General features: G+C 35.9%; 18 protein-coding genes and 2 pseudogenes. 12 read left to right on the top strand and 8 right to left on the bottom strand.

Features of this window, described 5'->3' with window-relative positions:
- Positions 1–37 precede the first annotated feature (37 nt).
- The 5 genes from ACYUCW_RS09665 (at position 38) to ACYUCW_RS09645 (ending at position 4,657) form a co-directional block, all read left to right on the top strand.
- Positions 38–1,513 carry a DUF2264 domain-containing protein gene (locus ACYUCW_RS09665; RefSeq protein WP_004244217.1) on the top strand — a complete coding sequence of 492 codons (1,476 nt, stop codon included), beginning with the start codon at positions 38–40 and terminating at the stop codon, positions 1,511–1,513.
- A gap of 114 nt (positions 1,514–1,627) precedes the next feature.
- Complete coding sequence (locus tag ACYUCW_RS09660; RefSeq protein ID WP_004248618.1) at positions 1,628–2,482, top strand: tagatose bisphosphate family class II aldolase; 855 nt, start codon at positions 1,628–1,630, stop codon at positions 2,480–2,482.
- 48 nt (positions 2,483–2,530) lie between these two features.
- Complete coding sequence (locus tag ACYUCW_RS09655; protein ID WP_460408479.1) at positions 2,531–3,451, top strand: sugar kinase; 921 nt, start codon at positions 2,531–2,533, stop codon at positions 3,449–3,451.
- Positions 3,432–4,070: a bifunctional 4-hydroxy-2-oxoglutarate aldolase/2-dehydro-3-deoxy-phosphogluconate aldolase gene (locus ACYUCW_RS09650; protein ID WP_460408478.1), complete on the top strand. Its 639-nt coding sequence runs from the start codon at positions 3,432–3,434 to the stop codon at positions 4,068–4,070. Before ACYUCW_RS09655 ends, ACYUCW_RS09650 begins: the two co-directional genes overlap by 20 nt.
- Before the next feature lie 5 nt (positions 4,071–4,075).
- Positions 4,076–4,657 carry a DJ-1/PfpI family protein gene (locus ACYUCW_RS09645; protein ID WP_004244223.1) on the top strand — a complete coding sequence of 194 codons (582 nt, stop codon included), beginning with the start codon at positions 4,076–4,078 and terminating at the stop codon, positions 4,655–4,657.
- Positions 4,658–4,745: 88 nt separating this feature from the next.
- Here ACYUCW_RS09645 and ACYUCW_RS09640 read toward each other — a convergent pair whose 3' ends face one another.
- The gene (locus ACYUCW_RS09640) at positions 4,746–6,161 is read right to left on the bottom strand and encodes an NAD(P)/FAD-dependent oxidoreductase (RefSeq protein WP_004248621.1); all 1,416 of its coding nucleotides are present in this window, start codon (positions 6,159–6,161) and stop codon (positions 4,746–4,748) included.
- 604 nt (positions 6,162–6,765) lie between these two features.
- Here ACYUCW_RS09640 and ACYUCW_RS09635 point away from each other — a divergent pair.
- Positions 6,766–7,653, top strand: a complete 888-nt coding sequence (locus tag ACYUCW_RS09635; protein WP_004248622.1) for a PhzF family phenazine biosynthesis protein — start codon at positions 6,766–6,768, stop codon at positions 7,651–7,653.
- A gap of 130 nt (positions 7,654–7,783) precedes the next feature.
- Here ACYUCW_RS09635 and ACYUCW_RS09630 read toward each other — a convergent pair whose 3' ends face one another.
- Together ACYUCW_RS09630 and ACYUCW_RS09625 are read right to left on the bottom strand one after the other, a co-directional pair.
- Entirely contained in the window at positions 7,784–9,073 is a 1,290-nt protein-coding gene (locus tag ACYUCW_RS09630) for an arsenic transporter (RefSeq protein ID WP_012368266.1), read from the bottom strand.
- A 75-nt stretch (positions 9,074–9,148) separates the two neighbouring features.
- The gene (locus ACYUCW_RS09625; protein ID WP_004244232.1) at positions 9,149–9,484 is read right to left on the bottom strand and encodes a metalloregulator ArsR/SmtB family transcription factor; all 336 of its coding nucleotides are present in this window, start codon (positions 9,482–9,484) and stop codon (positions 9,149–9,151) included.
- A gap of 431 nt (positions 9,485–9,915) precedes the next feature.
- On the opposite strand from ACYUCW_RS09625, the gene ACYUCW_RS09620 reads away from it, so the two are divergent.
- Together ACYUCW_RS09620 and ACYUCW_RS09615 are read left to right on the top strand one after the other, a co-directional pair.
- Positions 9,916–10,626 (top strand): fimbrial protein, encoded by a 711-nt coding sequence (locus tag ACYUCW_RS09620; RefSeq protein ID WP_004244233.1) that lies wholly within the window; start codon positions 9,916–9,918, stop codon positions 10,624–10,626.
- 154 nt (positions 10,627–10,780) lie between these two features.
- Positions 10,781–11,407, top strand: a complete 627-nt coding sequence (locus ACYUCW_RS09615; protein WP_049203217.1) for a GrpB family protein — start codon at positions 10,781–10,783, stop codon at positions 11,405–11,407.
- 190 nt (positions 11,408–11,597) lie between these two features.
- Here ACYUCW_RS09615 and ACYUCW_RS09610 read toward each other — a convergent pair whose 3' ends face one another.
- Positions 11,598–12,269: a DUF7424 family protein gene (locus tag ACYUCW_RS09610; RefSeq protein WP_004244239.1), complete on the bottom strand. Its 672-nt coding sequence runs from the start codon at positions 12,267–12,269 to the stop codon at positions 11,598–11,600.
- Between the two features lie 401 nt (positions 12,270–12,670).
- Between ACYUCW_RS09610 and ACYUCW_RS09605 the strand changes: the two genes are divergently transcribed.
- The gene (locus ACYUCW_RS09605; protein WP_017627900.1) at positions 12,671–13,366 is read left to right on the top strand and encodes a type 1 fimbrial protein; all 696 of its coding nucleotides are present in this window, start codon (positions 12,671–12,673) and stop codon (positions 13,364–13,366) included.
- Positions 13,367–13,452: 86 nt separating this feature from the next.
- Here ACYUCW_RS09605 and ACYUCW_RS09600 read toward each other — a convergent pair whose 3' ends face one another.
- Positions 13,453–13,629, bottom strand: coding sequence for a phage tail fiber protein (locus ACYUCW_RS09600; RefSeq protein WP_441339154.1), 177 nt, complete (start codon positions 13,627–13,629; stop codon positions 13,453–13,455).
- A 527-nt stretch (positions 13,630–14,156) separates the two neighbouring features.
- Here ACYUCW_RS09600 and ACYUCW_RS09595 point away from each other — a divergent pair.
- The 3 genes and pseudogenes from ACYUCW_RS09595 to ACYUCW_RS09585 all read left to right on the top strand — a co-directional run bounded on the left by ACYUCW_RS09595 (position 14,157) and on the right by ACYUCW_RS09585 (position 16,882).
- On the top strand, positions 14,157–14,519 hold the full coding sequence (locus tag ACYUCW_RS09595) for a GtrA family protein (RefSeq protein WP_460408475.1): 363 nt from the start codon (positions 14,157–14,159) through the stop codon (positions 14,517–14,519).
- Positions 14,519–15,440: pseudogene (locus tag ACYUCW_RS09590) on the top strand (glycosyltransferase family 2 protein). The gene ACYUCW_RS09595 and the pseudogene ACYUCW_RS09590 overlap by 1 nt, the downstream one beginning before the upstream one ends.
- The gene (locus ACYUCW_RS09585) at positions 15,437–16,882 is read left to right on the top strand and encodes a glucosyltransferase domain-containing protein (protein ID WP_460408474.1); all 1,446 of its coding nucleotides are present in this window, start codon (positions 15,437–15,439) and stop codon (positions 16,880–16,882) included. The pseudogene ACYUCW_RS09590 and the gene ACYUCW_RS09585 overlap by 4 nt, the downstream one beginning before the upstream one ends.
- 29 nt (positions 16,883–16,911) lie before the next feature.
- Here ACYUCW_RS09585 and ACYUCW_RS09580 read toward each other — a convergent pair whose 3' ends face one another.
- The 3 genes and pseudogenes from ACYUCW_RS09580 to ACYUCW_RS09570 all read right to left on the bottom strand — a co-directional run.
- Complete coding sequence (locus ACYUCW_RS09580; RefSeq protein ID WP_460408472.1) at positions 16,912–18,993, bottom strand: phage head-binding domain-containing protein; 2,082 nt, start codon at positions 18,991–18,993, stop codon at positions 16,912–16,914.
- 113 nt (positions 18,994–19,106) lie between these two features.
- Positions 19,107–21,323, bottom strand: a complete 2,217-nt coding sequence (locus tag ACYUCW_RS09575; protein WP_460408470.1) for a lytic transglycosylase domain-containing protein — start codon at positions 21,321–21,323, stop codon at positions 19,107–19,109.
- Between the two features lie 10 nt (positions 21,324–21,333).
- Positions 21,334–21,602 (bottom strand): annotated as a pseudogene (locus tag ACYUCW_RS09570) (hypothetical protein); the annotation flags it as partial.

The following is a 21,602-nucleotide window of genomic DNA, read 5'->3' as shown; positions in this document are numbered from 1 at the left end:
GTTTCGCAAGGATGCGTCTTTTTTCTGAGATACGAAAATGGTTATTGAAATTGCATCTAAACCACGGCCTAAACTGCCTTATGAGCACCCTGATGTAAAAATTTATCAACGCTTATTTAAAGAAAACATAATCCGGCGATTAGTCAGAAAATCGGCTTATCACCGTCATGATAATGCTATTGCTGATTTTTTTAAGGATGAGACACACTCTCTTTTTTCGCTCTGTGAAAGACTTACTCAGTATATTACAGAAGCTTTTCATCACTATCAGGTTTGGGGTTATTCCCATGCCTATTACCCCGGTAGTCCTGGTCAACAAACCGTCAGAACCGATGCGCTAGAAGGGGTCAGTCGAGTACTTCCTTTACTTGCCGCATGGACAGTAAATAGCAAAAAAAGCACATTACTAGGTTTAAACCAGCAAATTTACCATTTACCTTCAATGATAAAACAAAGCTTTATTCATGGAACAGATCCTCTTCATAAAGGCTATTGGGGAAAACTTGAAAATTACGATCAACGAATTTGTGAGGCATCTGATCTCGCTCTTACTCTTTGGATCAGCCGTGAATGGGTTTGGGATACGTTATCTTCGGAGATCAAACAGCAAATAATTAACTGGTTTGAACAAGTTAATCACTGCGAAATTGTTGATAATAACTGGCATTTTTTTCCACTAACCGTCCAATTTGTTATTAAAGCACTGACAGGTAAAGATACCATTGCCCATTGGCGTTATGAAAGATTAAAAGAATTTTATGTCGGTGATGGATGGTTTCGTGATGGGGCAAAAGGTAATTATGATTACTACAATGCGTGGGGGTTTTATTATTCTCTTTATTGGCTAGCGCAAATTGATCCACAATTTGATCATGATTTTATTACTCAATCCCTGAATAATTTTAATCAACACTACCTTTATTTTATCACCCCAAAAGGTATTCCTTTTTTTGGTCGTAGTGCTTGTTATCGTCTTGCTGTTTCTGCGCCATTACTCGCAGGCGTTGATTTACAATGCCCTTTTGTCAAAGTTGGAGAGGCTAAACGGGCTTTTGAAAGTAGCTTACGTTATTTTATTTCTCAAGGTGCACTCAAAAATGGCGCTCCCACTCAAGGGCTATTTAATCATGATGCTCGTTTAGTTGATAATTACAGTGGTCCAGCAAGCTCTTTTTGGTCATTACGGGCTGTCATTATCGCTCTTTATTGTGCTGATCGTATTAATTTATGGCAAGCACCATCACTTCCTTTACCTATCGAAAAAAATGACTTTCGTTTCGAAATACCCGCTATCCAAGCATCAATTATCGGGGTGAAAGCAACACAAGAAGTCAGTGTTATTTTTCGAGAGGATTATACACAACAACAATCACCTTTAACTCGCCGTTTAGAAAAACAAACGCGAGTACAAAAAATCACAGAAACTGTAATTGGACAATCAAGACGCCCTAAAAACAACCTATTACGCAAAGGAGTCACCAGTTACAGTTCTAAAATGACACATTTCTTCTGACTTACTTTCATTTGCTTTCGGTGCGAAGGGAATAAAAATGTGATTTAGATCTTTTACCTTTCTATTTCTTTCGTTTATTATTAATCGTAATTAAACGAAAGATGAGAGGCAAACATGTATCTGGTTTCTACTCGTAATATGCTCAATAAAGCACAGCATGAAAACTATGCTGTGCCCGCTTTTAACATTCATAACTTGGAAACTATCCAAGTGGTAATGGAAACTGCGGCTGAAATGGCATCACCTGTGATCTTAGCAGGCACACCTAGCACGTTTGCTTATGCTGGTAGTGATTATTTAATTTCGATTTGCCAGCAAGCGGCTGAACAATATCGCATCCCAGTAGCACTACATTTAGATCATCATGAAAATATTCCTGATATTTGCAATAAAGTGATTTCGGGGGTGCGATCAGCCATGATCGATGCTTCTCATTTTCCTTTTGAAGAAAACATTCGCCTGGTTAAAGAGGTCGTCAATTTCTGTCATTATTGGGATTGCACCGTAGAAGCTGAATTAGGTCGTCTTGGTGGGCAAGAAGACGATTTAATCGTTGATGCGAAAGATGCGCTATTTACCGATCCTGATTCAGCAGTACAATTTATCAAAGCCACGGGAATTGACTCATTAGCGGTGGCGATTGGTACAGCACATGGTATGTATAAACATGAACCACATCTTGATTTTGATCGTCTACATGCCATCCGCCAAAAAACAGAGATCCCTTTAGTACTACATGGCGCGTCAGGTATTCCTGATACTGATGTACGTCATTGTATCGACTTAGGTATTTGCAAAGTTAACGTAGCAACCGAACTTAAAATTGCTTTCTCTAACGCAATTAAGCAGTACTTTTTAGATAATCCTGATGCCAGTGATCCTCGCCATTATCTAGTGCCAGGTAAAGCGGCGATGAAAGCGGTGGTTGCAGATAAAATTCGCGTCTGTAAAAGTGATGGGAAACTGTGAAAATAAATAGAACTGTCGCCATTATTGGCGAATGTATGATAGAGCTAAGTGGCCAACCTTTTTTTGCCACAACAACAGCGTTTTGGGGGCGATACATTAAATACAGCACTGTATTTAGCGCGCCTCATTCCTACATTACATCCGCAATATATAACAGGTTTAGGCACTGATAATTACAGTGCCTTAATGCAAAAAGCATGGGAAAAAGAGGGGATCAACTGCCAGTCAGTGATCACCATTCCCGAAAAACTTCCCGGTTTATATGCCATTGAAATTGATACTTATGGTGAGCGTAGCTTCCATTATTGGCGTAGTGATGCCGCTGCACGTTATATTGCAACGGACAACCGTTTTGCAACACATCTAGATACCTTGCCCGACGATAGTGTTATCTATCTTAGTGGTATTTCACTGGCCATTTTAACGCCGAAAGGAAAAGAAGCGTTAATCACGCAATTAATCCGCCTTAAACAGCGAGGGATCACCTTAATTGTCGATTCAAACTATCGGCCTCGTTTATGGGATCTAATACCTCATGCGCAAGAGTGGTTCGAAAAACTATATCGACTCAGTGATATCGCTTTAGTCACCGGAGATGATGAACAAGCTCTCTGGCAACAACCCAACCTTACTGAGCAAAAAATTGTCGAACGCCTTCATCAATGGGGCAATAAAAACGTCATTGTTAAACTAGGAGCAAAAGGGGCTTTCTGGTCTGATGGTGAAAATACCGGTTATATCTGCCCCAAACCGATACAGCATGTCATAGACACTACAGCAGCCGGGGATTCTTTTAATGCTGGTTTTATTGCTGCATGGCTACAAAACTACCCTTTGCCTACATGTTGTTTATGGGGAAATACATTAGCAGGATTAGTTATCCAACATCATGGCGCCATTATTCCCCATAACATCACTGATTCATTCTATTCACTCATCAAGGATAACCATGAGACAGTCAATTGTTGATACACTTTCAGTACTGAAAGTGATCCCCGTGATCCAAATTAATCGCACCGAAGATGCAATTTGGCTGGGTGAAATACTAACCCAAAATCAATTACCTATTGCTGAAATTACCTTTCGTACTCCAGCAGCCGCCAAAGCAATAAAGCTGATGAGAGAACACTTTCCTGAGCTTATTCTTTGTGCGGGTACCGTATTAACAGCGCAACAAGCTGATATAGCAAAAGAAGCGGGTGCAAGCTTTGTTATTTCTCCCGGTTATAATCCAAAAACCGTCGATTATTGCCTTCATAATGGCATTGATATTGTGCCTGGAATAAATAACCCAAGCCAAATTGAAGTTGCTCTTGAGCGGGGTTTAACCTTGCTAAAATTTTTCCCAGCAGAAGCTTCTGGTGGAGTAAAAATGCTAAAAGCAATGGCGGCACCTTACTCTCAAGTTCAATTTATGCCTACTGGAGGAATTAGTCTAAACAATGTTAGTGATTACCTCGCTATCGGGCAAGTTATCGCATGTGGTGGCAGTTGGATTGCTACTACTGAGGCAATTGATAATCAAGACAAACAGACTATTGCTCGCAATATTCAAAATATCCATTCATTACTTAAGAATAAAGGATAAACAAAATGAAACAGGTTGCCGTTTTATTGGCTGATGGTTTTGAAGAAGGTGAAGCGGTTGTTTTTATTGATATCATGCGTCGCCTTGATATTCATGTAGATGTACTTTCTTGCATGGATACACTGGTATTAAACACCTATTTTAACACTAAGATCAGTGCTGATTACCTATTAACCGAAAAATTCACACACAGTTATGACGCAGTAATGATGCCGGGTGGTCCTAAAGGTACAGATCGTCTATGTGCAAATTCACTCGTGATTGATTTTATTAAACGCCATATTGCACAAGACAAATACATTTGTGCTCTATGCTCTTCCGGTGCAAAAGTATTAGCAGCACATCATCTTCTTGAAGGTCGTTATTACAGCACTGGTGATAAACTTGCTGATAAATATGATGATGGTCATTATCTTGACCAAGATGTTGTTGTTGATGGGAAATTTATCAGTGCCAAAGGATTAGGTGTTAGCTTTGAATTTGCCTTTACGGTAGCTAAATATTTGCTCAGTGACAATGTAGAAAAAGTAGATTGGCAAGCTAATCACATTTACTTTAAACATTGGCCGTTGTCTTACCTTGACTAAATATTAAATAACTAAGCCCTCTTTTTAAACCGCCGTTAATAACAAAGCGGTTTATTAGAGGGCTTTCATTTCTTATCAAAAAAAAGAGTTAGAAACGATACAGACTAAATGGTTTGGCATCTAATACAGGTTTTTTGCCTAATAATAAATCTGCTGTAATTTCTGCTGATACAGGGCTTTCGGTCATTCCCCAACCTGTTGCAGTATTAATAACTAGACCTGGATACTCTTTAACATCAGAGATAATTGGGTTTTCATCTGGTGCAATCGCCATCGCACCACTCCACTGATCAATTAACGTTGATTCTTTAAATGCTGGGAACTCTTTTTTCAGTTTTTCCAGTGAGGCATTTAATTCTGGCAGATCAGGCAGAGCGGTCATATCACGATATTTTTCAAATGGCGACTCTTCATTAAGATCCCAATGTGTTGATTGCATAAAGGAATTAATCAACTGCTCATTTAACGAAATATGTACTGGGAAATCAGGTAAAGCCAGCAGAGGTAAATATTTATAGCCGTAAGTAAATGATTCTTTTACTACCGGAGCAACAATGACACGAGGAGAAGTTGCATACGTTCCATCCGCTTGCTCACGGAAGAAAATTCCGCCGGGTAAAGCAACGTTTCCACCTGGCGCATTTGGTGCTGCGCTAATTAATTGCTGTGATTGATAAGCAGGTAATGTTGGTACATCAACATTTAGGTTCTGCATAAATAAACGTGACCAAACACCACCGGCGACAACAACACGAGAGGTTTTAATTGGTCCTTTTTCTGTTACAACATCAGAAATAACACCAGCTTGCGTTTCTAAACCACGGGCTGCACAGTTTGTGAAAATTTTGATACCCATTTTTTTGGCATATTCTGCCATCACAAAAGTCGCAACTTCAGGATCGAAGCTTCCTGAGTCTTCTTCGAAACCAGCAATTTTCCAATCAGTGGTAGCGCCACGTAAACGCTGTTTTAACTCAGCGCCTTCAATCATTTTTGTTCTAAATGGAATGTCTGAGCCAACATCTTTGCTTTTAGCATCAATCCATTTTCTTACGTTTTCTAAATCTTCTTCATCTAAAGGAACTTCTACACGACCTTGTGTACGATAAGTGGTATCAATACCAACTTTAGCGTTCATTTCACGCCAGCGGTGCTTCCCGAGGTGATGTAATAAGAAGGTTTCATCTGGCATTTTATAGCTAATAGCTTGACCATAGAATCGAGATGATTGTTCGCCGGCAATATTTCCTTTTTCAACGATTGTGACAGATAAGCCACGCTCAGCAAGGTTAATCGCGGTCATGATACCTAAAATACCCGCACCAATTACAACAACATCATCTTGTTTCGGTAATGGACCGCCAGTTCCCTCAACAAAACCATGTCTCGGCGTACCAGGAACAAAACGCCCTTCTCGCGTTAACATAGGTGTTAAAATCCCAGCGCCTGCAGCAACAGCAACCACTGTGCCACCAAGAATAAATTTTCTTCTACTTATTGCCATTTCGAAACAATTCCTTTCATGCAGTGAATAATTATCATTATATAATCACGGCATTTTATTCTATTTGTAACGTAATAGTAAACCAGTTGTGATTATTTTTTTGGTGAATAGTATATGGATGAGCTAATATATTCAAAATGTAAGCAATTGATTCAAGATGTTAATATTTAAGGCATTATTGGATTAAAATAATTTTTTTAATAAAAAATTTAATATTTTCATTAGGTTTATATAAATCAAGTTCATAATAACTGATAGAAAAATAACCATTGATACAAAATTTTTCACTAAAAAAGCTATTATCATGGCGTTTTTTATCATAGCGGTGTTAATATAATTTCATCTATTAACGCACTTTTTGATCAAAGAATATTCAGGCAGATAAATAACGTTGGAATAATGTTAATCTTTTCCTCTATTTTAGAGATGCGTATTGATGCTTATTTCAATAGTGTGTTGTTCTTTCAGACTAGATATTTATATAATTCAAATTGCTTAAAAAATAACGCCCTACCCATCATCAAAATTAATTATCTATTAAGTACTGCTATCCCATTATTTAACAACTATAAATCAATCGGTTAGCCTCAAACACGGTGAGTAAATGCAAAATCAAGTCGCACAATCAATGAAAAACAGTATCAAGGTATACTTGGTAAACTCATTTACTCGTGATCATTGCGGTGGCAACCCTGCCGGAGTCGTTCTCAATCCTCCCAAGCTAACGACAGAACAAAAAATCGCCATTGCTCAACAAGTTGGATTTTCTGAAACGGCATTTGTCTATTCGGGTGATGACACTGATTTTAAAGTAGATTTTTTTACTGCTGAAGGAGAAGTTGATTTTTGTGGGCATGCAACATTAGCGGTTTTTTTCACTCTGTCATCGCTTAAGTTACTCAAACCTGGCGATTATAGCCAAAAAACCAAGGCAGGAATTTTAACCGTTACCATTAATCACGATAATATTGTGATGGAACAAACGCTTCCTATTACCCGTAAGGGGCCTTGTGTTAACGATGTCGCAAAGGCGCTGGGCATTCTACCTGAAGTGATAGAAAAGACAGATTTACCAATAGAGATTGTCTCAACAGGATTAAACGATATTTTTGTTCCCGTACAATTTGGCTATTTAGATGCCTTACAGCCTGACTATCAAGCTATCGCTGCTTTAAGCCATAAATTTGATACTATCGGCTTTCATGTCTTTGAACTTAGTCATGATCAAAATATTACTGCCCACTGCCGAAACTTTGCACCACGCTATGGCATTAACGAAGAATCAGCCACAGGTAGCTCGAGCGGTGCTTTAGGGTGTTATCTTGTTCATCACCTTTTGCCAAACAAAAGGCAATTTTTGTTCGAACAAGGTAGAGCAATGCAATGCTCTTCTTTAATTGACGTATTTATTGATTCGACAGCAAAAAACGTCACTCGCGTTCAAGTTGGTGGAAAAGCGACATTGATTGGTACAAAAATAATTGAGATCTAAAAATACTATATTTAATAAGTGGCGTTGAACCGATGATTATTTATCATTTGGCAACGCCACAATTACGAATCAAAACAAGTTGATAGAGCAAAACGTCACAATTTAACAGGTGATAATCACTGTGTTGCTCTTAATTAAACAGTGAAAGCCGAAGCACTAAAGCAACGAGTGTAACAATGAGCACAGGGATAGTCATGATGATCCCTGTTTTGAAATAATATCCCCATGTGATCGTCATATTTTTTTGTGATAAAACATGTAGCCACAATAATGTTGCCAAGCTACCTATTGGTGTAATTTTTGGCCCCAAATCAGCACCAATCACATTGGCATAAATCATCGCTTGTTGAATTACCCCTGTCGCGTCACTTCCTTCTATGGATAGAGCACCAATTAATACCGTTGGCATATTATTCATTATTGATGATAAAAAGGCGGTAATAAATCCCGTACCAATTGTTGCTATCCATAACCCTTTATCAGCAAGGTAATTAAGTATTTCAGAAAGATAATTAGTTAATCCTGCATTTCTTAAACCATAAACAACCAAGTACATACCTAAAGAGAAAATGACGATTTGCCACGGTGCGCCACGCAACACTTTTTTAGTGTTAATCGTACGGCCTTTGGCTGCAATTACCCAAAGAATTAAAGCGCCAATTGCCGCTATTGCACTAACAGGAATGCCTAATGGCTCTAAAATAAAAAAACCAATGAGCAATAACAACAATACAAGCCAGCCTGCTTTAAACGTAGTCATATCCTTAATAGCTAAAGCTGGCTCACTCAGCTTTTTAACATCATATTGGTTAGGAATATCTTTACGGAAAAACCAATGTAGCATCACAAGCGTTGCAACAATTCCCGCAATATCGACTGGCACCATAATTGATGCATATTCAGTAAATCCAATATTAAAGAAGTCCGCAGAAACGATATTCACGAGGTTCGAAACAATCAGCGGCAAGCTCGCTGTGTCTGCGATAAACCCAGCTGCCATAACAAAGGCTAATGTCGTACCTTTGTTGAAACCAAGTGCAAGTAACATCGCAATCACAATAGGTGTTAGTATCAATGCTGCACCATCATTAGCAAATAAAGCAGCAACCATTGCACCAAGTAGCACGATATAACTGAATAGTAATCTTCCTTTCCCACCCCCCCACTTGGCAACATGTAATGCCGCCCATTCAAAAAAGCCACTTTCATCTAAAAGTAGGCTAATAATAATTACTGCAACAAATGTCGCTGTGGCATTCCACACAATGTTCCAAACAGTCGGAATATCTTGAAAACTGATCACACCAAAAAGGAGTGCCAATATAGCGCCGGCCGTTGCACTCCAACCAATACCCAACCCTTTCGGCTGCCAGATAACCAAGGTGATCGTTAAAACAAAAATTAATGCAGCAACAAACATAACAACCTCGTTTAAAAGGTGCATTCACACACACCTAATCATATATGTTTTTTCGAATATATTTAGTTAAATTTTTTACACAGAACAACGATGACCAGACTCTTTTTTCTCTAGGATCTTGAGTAAATCTGCAACTCTATTTTTCTCTGTGGTATAAGTTATATCAATGATACTTTTCACCCACGGTAGTAATACAGGAGATAATCGATAATGAACCCATTTGCCTTGCTTCGAATCGAGCAAAAGACCCGACTCTCTCAGCATAGCTAAGTGTCGAGATGTCTTGGGTTGCGATAAATTTAAGGCAGTATAGATATCACAAACACATAGCTCACCAGATGCTTTTAAAAGCAATACGATATCTAGTCTGGTTTGATCACCTAAAATTTTAAACAGTTGTAATGGTTTCATGTATCCCCCTTTACGATCTTTAGCTTAAAAATACCCCCATCAAACACATACGTCAAATCATATATGAGTTATACATTATTGTGGCATAATCTCGCTATCTATTATGCCTATAATAAATACTTATTATCGAGTTCTATTTAAATGAATTATTAATTTAATTAAATATTGATAGGAAGATTATAGAGTTCAAATAAAAAAATCAAAATAAGATACGTTATTTATCATAATTTCACTGCCACATCCAACCTATTAAAAATAAAAAGTTAAACTTGAATTATTTAAATAAAACCTACTATTAAAATAACATCAAATTAAGAAAGTCTTAATTAGAGAAATTAGAAATATATACTTACTCATTATTAATTAAATAAATAAAAGGTGTATCATATGTATATTAGTTTGTTGTCTACTTTATAAAAAGGAATAATTATATGAAAAAAACATTACTCAGTCTTGTTATGCTGACTGTAATATCAACGCCAGTATTGGCTAAAACGCCTATCGCTAATTTGAAAATCAATGGTGATATCAAACCACCAACTTGTACTATTAATGGCGCAACACAAAGTGATGTTATTTTTGATTTAGGTAAAATTAGTCCATCGCTGATCCCTAAATCATCAAATTATATATATCCTCATAATACAACCTCGACTAACGTCACTATTGAATGCGATGCAAACACTTATCTTACATTTAAAGCCACTGATACTTATGTAAACAGTCAGCTTGATCTTGATCAAACCAGTAAAACTAAAGCTAGTGGGATATTTCACCTGGTTAATAAAGACCAGGTAGACACTTCCGTGGGGGGAATACTATTCGTTTGGTACAATGTGACTGTAGATGGAAAACCCGCATTTATTAGCCGGGCAAATGATGCAACGGTAGGTTTTTCAGATAATAAAACTGTTATAGTTAAAGAAGTCACTAATGGTTGGACGACAAAACAACAAGAAAATGTAGATAAAAATAGTTTAGATTTAATGCCAGGTCAGATTTTTTCTACCAGCATTTCAGCAGGGAAAGCATCTTCTGCATTTATTTTATCTAAAGATTCATTAAATAAAAAAGGCATAGATATTTCTAACGGATTAGATTTTATCGGCGAGGCTGTTCTCACTTTTAACTTTGGTGTCTAAACCTAAAAAATAATTGATAATCACAATATAATGAAATTAATTTTTGTATTGTGATTATCTTTTTATGTCAATATTAATAAACTATCGATTTACAGCTCTTAGGTAAAAGTGATAATAGTAACATCATTACCTAACATGTTAATTTTGATATTTTATGGGATTAGATATTGTCATGTTTAAAGATCAATTTACACCACAACAAAAAATGGATATTTGTACTTTTGAAGAAGGTGATCCGACGGAAAACCCTTGGGTTAAAGGGAAACCTGCCCAAATACACATTGAAATTGTCCCCCATAATCCTAATTGGCTTATACAATTTAATGAACAAAAATCGTTAATTCAGAATGCATTGTCAGATATAGCATTATCAATTGAGCACATAGGATCTACTGCGGTTGCAGGATTGGCTGCTAAGCCAATAATCGATATCGATTTAATTATAGAAAATCCTAAAGATGAATCATCTTATATTCCTCAATTAGAGGCATTGGGCTATGAACTCATTATTCGTGAGCCTTCATGGTATCAGCACCGTATGCTTAAACTGAGTAATCCGATGGTTAACTTACATGTATTTGGAAAAAATTGTCCCGAACATTGGCGCCACCTATTATTCAAGCAATGGTTAACAACACATCCTGATGATTTAGCCAATTATGCGGCGATTAAACAGCTTGCTAAGCATAATGTAAAGACGACTCAAGATTATAACCTGAAAAAACAGAGCCTTGTACATGCAATTTATCAGAAGATTTTTACCTCATTGATTGGCGACTAATAACCCGTTATCAGTGCACAGTGCGTTATTGATGTTCTGTATATCAATTTTTTAGACCGTCTTTATGGGTTTTTTAAGGTGTCCAAAAACTATTTTAATTCCAATGCCAACTTGTCAATGACTAACTATTTACTCATCATAATTAAGCCCCAACTCATCGTTAAAGGGCTTTAATATGATGATATATCTGTTACTTATATAGTGTGAAATATTCAGGAGTTACTAAGAATGGAACCATACCGTATTGCATTAATTGGTTTACTGACACATCTGATAATTTAAAAGTCAGTGGTTTATTGCCAAATTTAATTCTGCTTATTAATACTGGATCATTTTTAGATGTATCTCCTGTAAATGTCACGCCTAACGCAACTACCTTATCCATTTTCACGTTACCGGGCATAAGAATAATGCTGATACTAAAATCCATCTTTTGATGTGAATTTTTTTCTGCTTGCTTGATCCTTTTAATTACCCCTTCTGAAGCATAAACCCCCGCCAATATCTCTTTGTAAGAGAAGACCATTAGATCCGTATCAACAGTATTTTGGCCGTCTTCAACCTTGCCAACACCAACAGGTATTGAGAAATGGGCGAATGAATTAAGTTTTTGCTTATAACATTCAACATATTCCGCATCTCTGAAAATCTCAGGAACTTTATTTTTTAATTCTATCAATGACTTAGACTCTTTCCTTGAGTCTTCAAAATCATTACATGAAGAGACTTCGAAATTAATATCTCCTTTAACAATATTTTGCTCACTAGACAATAAGTTATCTGTATTTATTTTCGTTTCTAAATCAACCTTACAGCCAACTAATAAGGAAGATATAACGGCAACCATAAATATTTTTTTCATCAAAAAGCCCTTATGATAATTAAACAAAAATTTACAATTCTATTTAACCATCACAAGGGCTTATAGCAAGCAAAAATAAAGAAGAGGATTTTATTAAAGATAAGTGTTCTAAATTTTGTTAATTTAATTATATTTATATGGCAATATAAAACCATCAAAATAAGAGTATCTAATTACACGTCTTATTTAATCAATATAAAACCCACACTTACCACATCTAAGTTAACACTCTATTTTTAATTCTTTCTTTTAAATAATATCGGATAGTAAAATAAACTCAATTTAAGAAAGTCTTAATTAGACATATTAAAAATACATATTCTTTTAACATTAAATAAATAAACAGAATGTGTATTATATAATATTGCTTTGTTATTTATCCTCTAAAAAGGAATAATTTTATGAAAAAAGTATTACTTAGCCTTACTATGCTGGCGATAATATCTACGCCAGTGTTGGCTAAATCCCCTGTAGCTAACTTAAAAATCAACGGTGATATTAAGCCGCCAACTTGTACTATTAATGGGGCGACACAAAGTGATGTCCTTTTTGATTATGGAAGAATAAGCCCATCACTTATCCCTCAATCGAAAATTTACTCTTACTCTGGCATTGTAGCTCATAATGTCGTTACGGTTGAATGCGATGCAAAAACATATTTAACATTTGTTGCGTCTGATACTTATGGTGACACGGAATTAAGTGTTAATAATACGTCAGAATGGTTTCATTTAGTTGATAAAGCAAATCCTGAAAATACAGTTGGAGCGGCTGATTTCATATGGAGTGATGCTACGGTCGATGGTAAACCAGCATTTATTTCACGGGCAAACGATGTTGCAATTACAGGAAAAAGCTACAACAACGTCCTATACAAAGGGCCAACTAATGGTTGGACATCAGAACAACAATCAGGCGTTGATAAAAACGCCCTGGCTCTAATTCCAGGTGAAGTTTTCCAATCAAATTTCAGGCATGGTAATTCAAATGGCACCTTTATTTTATCTAAAGATGAATTAAGTAAAAAAGGAATAGATTTATCTAATGGTTTAGATTTTATCGGGGAGGCTGTTCTCACTTTTAACTTTGGTGTCTAATTTTTAGAATAATTGATAATCACAATATAAAGATTTATTATATTGTGATTATCTTTTTATATTAATATGAATGAATGTTATTTATGCTATCCTAGCTTTCTTCCTCTTCTTTCCGTCTGCATTTTTTCCGCTTTCTGTGCTTCTTCTATCTCACGCATTTTCACGAGAATAGAACCGTCCTCTATAACTGCAGAGTCGTTCCAAATAAGTGACTGTTTATTAACGTCGAGTGGCGTTTCAATACTGTTATCAACACAGCCCAATTTAATTGACAGAGAAAAGTAAAACTACGTCATGGAGAATGTATGCAAAGAGAAAGGAGTTTCCAAAACCACAAAAAACGAAAGCCGGCACATTTTTAGATTAGCCAGAGCATGTCTATGAAGAGTGGGTTAGAAGTGAAAAATGGTAATGCTAATTTGACCCGTTACTTGACCCGCATATCTCGCAGATTTTTTTAAAAATCGCATAAGGTGTTGATTTTAAATGGTACGCCCTACAGGATTCGAACCTGTGACCTACGGCTTAGAAGAACGTAGAGCATCATTTAACACCATGAAATAACTAGATTTATCCTTGTTCGCATTTAGTTTTGTGTCGTTACGTGTCGTTAATCACCTCACAATGTCATTGATGTGTCGTTGTGTACGACACAAAAATGACACACTCCAAAATTCTCCCACCCTGCTATACTCTCCAAAAACTAAATGGTTGTATGCATATCCACTACTGACCTAAATTTACATTAGTGCTAAACTCACCCATCAATTTTTATTATAGATAATTTAATATGCTCCAGTTATTTGCACGATACTTCTCTGTTGGCATTATTAACACTCTCTTGCATTGGGTAGTGTTTGGTATTTTTGTTTACTTAGTTACCACAACACAGGCTACTGCGAACCTGATCGCATTCATCGTTGCTGTTACCTTCTCCTTTTTTGCTAACGCTAAGTTTACATTTAAGAAGAAAGCAACTGGTAGGAGATACATTGCATTCACAGTATTCATGGGTGTGTTAAGTTATCTGACTGGATTTATAGCCGATAAACTCAATGCAATGCCAATAATTACCTTAGTTGCATTCTCAGCAATTAGTCTTGTTCTTGGATTTTTCTACTCAAAATTATTTGTCTTTAAAGGAATAGAGTAATGAAGATTTCTTTAGTTGTTCCAGTTTTCAATGAAGAAGAAGCAATACCTATTTTTTATAAAACGGTTCATGAAAATGAAGAACTAAAAAAAATATGACGTTGAAATTATTTTTATTAATGATGGCAGTAAAGATTCAACTGAAAATATCATCAATGCGTTGTCGTTAGCTGATGAGCAAGTAGTAGCATTAAGTTTTACTAGAAACTTTGGTAAAGAACCTGCACTTTTTGCAGGATTAGATCATGCCACTGGTGAAGCAATAATCCCTATTGATGTTGACCTTCAAGACCCAATAGAAGTTATCCCCCAATTAATAGAAAAGTGGAAACAAGGTGCTGATGTTGTTTTAGCAAAAAGAACTGACCGATCTACTGATGGTTGGTTGAAACGCAAAACAGCAGAATGGTTTTATAAACTGCATAATAAAATCAGCACACCAAAGATTGAAGAAAACGTGGGTGATTTCCGTTTAATGTCTCGTGAAACAGTTGAGAATATTAAATTGCTTCCTGAACGCAACTTATTTATGAAAGGTGTTCTATCTTGGGTGGGAGGGAAAGTAGATATCGTCGAATATTCTCGTGCTGAACGTTCCGCTGGTGAATCCAAGTTTAATGGCTGGAAACTTTGGAACCTTGCATTAGAAGGGATCACCAGTTTTTCAACCTTTCCACTCCGTATGTGGACTTATATTGGTTTATTTGTTGGCGCCATTTCATTTGTTTATGGTGGCTGGATGATTATAGATAAGCTGATTTGGGGAAACCCTGTGCCGGGATACCCGTCTCTTCTGGTTTCTATTTTATTTCTTGGTGGTATTCAGCTTATTGGTATTGGTGTTCTTGGTGAATATATCGGGAGGATATATGTTGAAAGCAAGAAAAGACCTAAATACTTGTTAAAGGACAATAAAAAATGATAAGTAAAAATAAAAACATTTTTTTTATGTTTATAATGGCATCATTAATTTTTTATTTCCCCATCATAAATAATGGTATTTATTATAGAGATGATTTACATAGAAACTTGACAGGTTATTACGGATGGGATGTGTTAGGGCGACCACTAGCTAATTATTTTTCAAGAATAATTACATCCAGTGGAGATTTTTTAATTGATATATTTCCGTTAAATATAATTTACTCATGTGTTTTTTTATCAATATCATGTCTTTTAATAAAAACAAATATACTAGATAAATATGAAATAAAAAACTCATCAATAATATCTTTGATATTTATATTAAATCCATTCTTCATTCAAAATATGATGTATAGATTTGATTCTATACAAATGTCATTTGCAATATTGTTATCCATTTGTTCATATACATACAAAAATAAAAGCTTACCATTATATGTTTTATTTTCAATAATATTTGGCGTGTTGTCTCTTTCTCTTTACCAACCTTGCTATAATATATTTTTAGCTATGATGTCCATTGATATCCTATGCATGGCTTTATCAAAAAAAAGCACCAAAGAAACATTTATAAATATTTACAAAAAATCTTTAATATTCATTGTATCCTACCTTTTATACTTAATAATAATTAAGTATATATTCTTAATATCAAACAGTAGAGGTGATTTAATAGAATTCGATCTGGATTCAATAATTATATTAAGTAAAACTTTTAATGATGTTCTAGATTTAATTTTCTTAATTTTTATTGATGATGGAAGTAAAATATTTTTTATTATATTATTCTCTTTATCTTTTATTTGTTATTCTTTTATTTTATATAAATATAAAAATCGCATTGGTTTATTATTTCTAATATTTATCTCTATAGTAATATTTTTTATTTCGTTACTTGGGCCTGCTATTTTTTTGAAAAACCCTCCAATAATGGCAAGGACTATTGTTACATTTCCCGTGCTTTTAATGTTGATATCAATACCTATATTATCAACAAATAATCTTAAATACTCTATTTTCATTATTATTATTCCACTATTATCAATGAGTTACTACATATCTAATGCAGTATCATCTCAAAGAGATTATGAATCTTCATTCTTTGATATGATTAACTATGATATTTTGAATAAAATTGGAAGTGACTATGATAAAGTGATAATAACAGGAAAACCTAGCTACAGCAGAGCGACATCATTGATTATAAATAATCATAAAATTGTGGATATGTTTGTCACACCTGCATTTGGTTTTCAAGCATCATTTATGCTTACTCAAAAAGGTGTTATGCGAGTTGAGCCAGCATATGGTAAGGATAAAATATATAATGAATTTATTAACAAAATTAAAAATGATGGCGTAAAACCAATATCATGCAACAATGAATACTCTATATACTATAATGATAAAATCGTAGCTATAAAATTTGGTAAATGCTAATAAAGTGGGGTTATTAACCCCACTTTATATTAAATATTAAAAATACAAGCAGTATTGTCAGGACTAGAAAATAAAAACTCTATTATGAAAAAATTACGTGAGCTACTACTTGATAAATAAATGTTATTTTGCGAGTACGACAAAACGAAGTAATCATCATTTCCTGAAGAATTTACCTTTTTAAAAATTGATGTCCCATTAACTTTAGTGAGAATATACTCTGAAGAAGATTGTTTTGAATTATAATCAGTACTTATTATTTTAATTAAAACTTCACAGTTAGCCCCTGAGATTGATAGTATATTTTTTTCTATACTTATATTTCTAACATTGATTTTTCTCGTTATAAATCCATCTGGTATAGAAGTGCTACTATTTACCATATTAACATCTTTTGGCACTGAAAGAGATGAACCAAATCTGTCAAATCCACGATCCCTTGTATCAGATACGGCGTAATGTATTATCTTAGGATATCTATAATATTTACCTGAATCTAGTACAGCATGACCGATAGCATATGATGGTATACTATCATCCAAGAATAAAACAAACTCATTTCCTGATGGGTTTGTAACATATACAATATAATCATATTGGTCATCAAATTGATTATATGGAGCATATCCAGAAAAAGACGCGTTAAATCCAGAAGATAGTTCAATTAAATACCTATCTACAGCTTTAGATGACTTAAGGTTTGCTACTTGAATCCCACTTACATTCAACCCTCTGAAAGTATTCACTTTCAAATATTGCTCAACAAATTCTGCTCCATTGGATGCTAGAGAAACCCCTTTAACAATATCAAAAAAATACGCAATTTCAGTTCTTTCTCCAACACCATCACAACCATTACTAGACCAATTTGAATACCATAACTCGTTAGATACTTTATATCCAAATCGTTTACATGCCCTAGCCCAACAGTTTAGCATATTTAATGAAGTTGAAGTTCCTTTTATCCACCCACCTTCAGAATTTGGTCCACCAAAAGAAAAACCATCTCTACCATTATTATTAGATAATACCCTAATAAATGATGTCATATACATTGATACGTGTATACCATCTAAAATAGCATCCTCAAAACAGCCACCGATAAATAAACTATTTGCATACCAAAAATCATTACTGAATAAAACATAGTTTAATTTGTTACCACCACTAACCCCTAAAGATTCAATCCTTGCCCCCCAGTCAGATCTACCACATTCAATTTTTATTAATGATTCTCCCTCAATACCTCCTGTATATCTAATACTAGAATTTCTATCTCTTCCACCGAATATATTTACATTCCTTAACTTGCGTATTATTAAACAATGTTTCCCATCAGCATCTGGATTAAATGAGTTAATTCCAAAATATCTGTCATCATGGCTAGAGTTTGTAAACAGCAACGATCCACTAAACTCCATATATTCAATAGCTAATTGTATTGCCTCACGATTATCAGTTATTCCATTATCATCAACACCGCCAAAATTAAATATACTATGTGATTCATAACCAAAATTAGCATCACCAACACAGATCCATGATTCATCTGGTGATGAGTTGGGGCTAACAAAAATAGGTAATGAATCTCTATTCCTAACCGCATAATAGAAATCACCAAACTTAACACACTCCAAATCAGAATTTACAGTACATCCATCAATAAAGTTACCAATGCGAGTATATTTTGTCTTTGTAATTATTGATGATATTGAGGTGTTACCTACAAAAACATTATCGCCACCATGTTCACTGAGTAGGTCACCTCGTAGTTGGTCAGGGTCATACTTCAAAATATTTGGATAATAATGTTGTTGAGCACCATGGCTGTCATAAACAGCCATACTGTGACCTTCAACTGTCACGAATTTTGATATCTGACCATTGTAAACGGGGAATCCAGCCTGATTGATAATTAAAGGCTGAGACACAGGAATATGAGAACCATCTTCATTTTCTAAATAAACCTGAATTTGGTTTTCTGGTAATGTTGGATCTGTATCAATCTTGCCAATAAAAATCTTACCATTACTCGCCGCTTGGAATTTCTTTGCAAGAGTGAATAATTGTGATGGCATTGATACGACGACATTAGGGATAATATCAGACATTGCTTTCTCCAAGTGTGAGCAATCGCACCAGTTTTAATCTGGCGTATTTTGGACGTAAAAAAACCGCAATTAAGCGGTGTTGTTATTTTGTTGGCTGTCCATAGCCCAATTGATTAATTCCTGCTTTCAGCCTGCGTTCCAGAACTTAAACTTTGTGATATTGTAGAGACGGCTTTTTCAAACTTACTTGTTCCTGCCGGAGTTCCTGCTAATCTCATCACCGCCTCTCTAACTGGTTTGCTTTCATAAATGCGAGCTAGTACGCCATAAGTTCCAGCACCAATTGCGGTTGATGGTTTTATGGCCGCGCCTAGGCCAAGTATGAATGGGATTGCTTGCTGACCAGTTGGCGTTGTGACACCGGCTTTTGCGGCTTGTTTTGTTGCTTCTAAATACTTTTTCAAGCCATTTATATAAATAGCATCTTGACCTCTAAATGCTATCCCTGTTTGGTTTGACATAATATTTAGTTGCCTCAAGAACTGATCTGGAGAGTCTCCCGCTTTCTCAATTGCTTTACCAATAATGGCATTCCTCATTTGAGCGCGACCACGAGTGTCAACTGAGTTATATAAACTCCTAATTTCAGATTTGTTTTTACTAAATAAAATATTGTTAACCACCTCTGGAGTTAAATCACCTTTGGTTAAGATGTTCTTCAATCGAGTATTTAATATTTTATTTGCTTCATCTGCATAGATAGCATTGGCTTGGTTATATTTGCGTAAAGCATCAGCTCCTAAGTTTGATGATATTGCATCACTAGCGTCATCAGACATGGCTTTATAAACTCTATTTATCGCAGCGTCAGAGCGATTAGGCATAGCCATTCTTTCACCCTTAACGCCTTGTCTAAATTGAGTCCTTAAGTCTCTTAATTGAGAAATATCAACGTTACCAGATGCAAGCTCATTCCTGTAAGACTGCAATTTTGAGATGGTCTGTGTATCAGCAACCTCCCCAAGTTTAGATAATTTAGCTATTTCGCTATCAATCTGATTTATTGCTCGGTTAGGTGTGATAGGCACACCAGATAACTCATTCTGGATTGACTCTAACCTTTCACCAGCCGCCTGTTTTATTGTTGATGTTTTTCGCTTTAAACTCTCAACAACTTGGCTAGGATCGTACTCTCCAAACCTGTCTGCGAAATCACGAACAAGTTTACTCCTCGCCTCTTGTTGGTTTGAACGCAAACCTGCCGTACCAGCAAAAGGTATGTTTTCAGCAGCCCCTTGAGCTAACCTTCCAGTTTTTGATTGCGGAGGTACAACGTCAGTTGTGTATAAAGGAACATTATTCTGCTTAGCGAATTCCGACAGCTCAGATGCCTCTTGAGTTGGCTTACCGGTTGCTACCCGATAACCACTATTAACAAGCTTCTCTGCCGCTTTAAATCCACCTCCAAGTCCTGCTGATAATGCTGTTTGTAGTGGGTTAATATCACCACCGCCAGCCATGTTTACTGATGATTGTAATGCCAAGTCTGTTCCTGCTGATTTTGCGGTAGCGCCTAATACAGTTGATGCTCTCCCAGCTGGAGTGAATGCGGCCGCGTTCGCGATAAACGGCATGATATCTTCAGCTGATAGACCAGGCTTATTTAATGCATATCGTCCAGATGGTAAGTCAACTAACAGGTTCCCCTTTTCATCTTGAGATACCTTGCCTCCCATATTCCCGATCACTTTTACAAAGTCGTTGTCGTTGCCGAACATTTGCACCCAAGCCGCTTTCATTGCGTCAGTATTAAATGCATTCATTTCTGGCGAAGACATGATCCCCTCTAGCCCTTGAACTTCAGGAGTCATCTTGCTTTCACCAGTGAAGGCATCTATTACGTTTTCACGGAAACTTTTGGCGTCATCAGACGATTGCTGTAACCCTTGAGAAAGATTCTGGTTGATTTGCTTCATGCCGGCGATATAACTATTTTCTGGCTGTGCTGGTTGAGGGCCTTGTTCTTGTTGTGCCGATGCGTCGAACTGATCAAAAAAATTCCTTTCTTGCGGTAGGTATTCTTCTGCTTGTTGATTATGTAAGCTTTCGGCATAAGCTGTAGCGTCTTCTGGTGTTGAAAACATACCTAAGTGCTTACCTGTTCTTAGGTAGTTATCAATAGCTTCGTCGTCAGACATGATCCTGCCATCATCACTAACTGTGGGTATTAACACCTCCATTCCATCAATGTTTGCCGACAAACTCCTAACGGTACTTATGCTACCGTCTTCATTTTTCACCACTGGCCGATTATGAATATCAATATTACCTTTCTCAATCATACCATTAGGTAATTTTTGCTCATCAAATTGATCAAAGAAATTAGCCATGCAATTATCCTTATGGTAGATATCCGTATTTAGCTTTGAATTGAGGTGCTAATGATGGATCTTGCTTTAATGCTTGAATCGCTGCTTGAGGGGCTTGTTGTCTTGATTTCTGGCTTGATGGTGCACCTAGATTGGCGTTATTCCTTGAATTAAATGCCTTCGTGTATTGGTCAATTATTTTCACCGAATTCTGTAATGCTTCAGGGCTGGAATAATCAAGCTGAGGCATTGACTGGAAGAACATTTTTGCTTCTGCAACCGTATTAATCCCACTAGCCC

The organism is Proteus sp. MB838, assembly GCF_054767435.1.
Note: the sequence above shows the minus strand (reverse complement) of the source record. Positions and strands in the feature narration are given on the sequence as shown.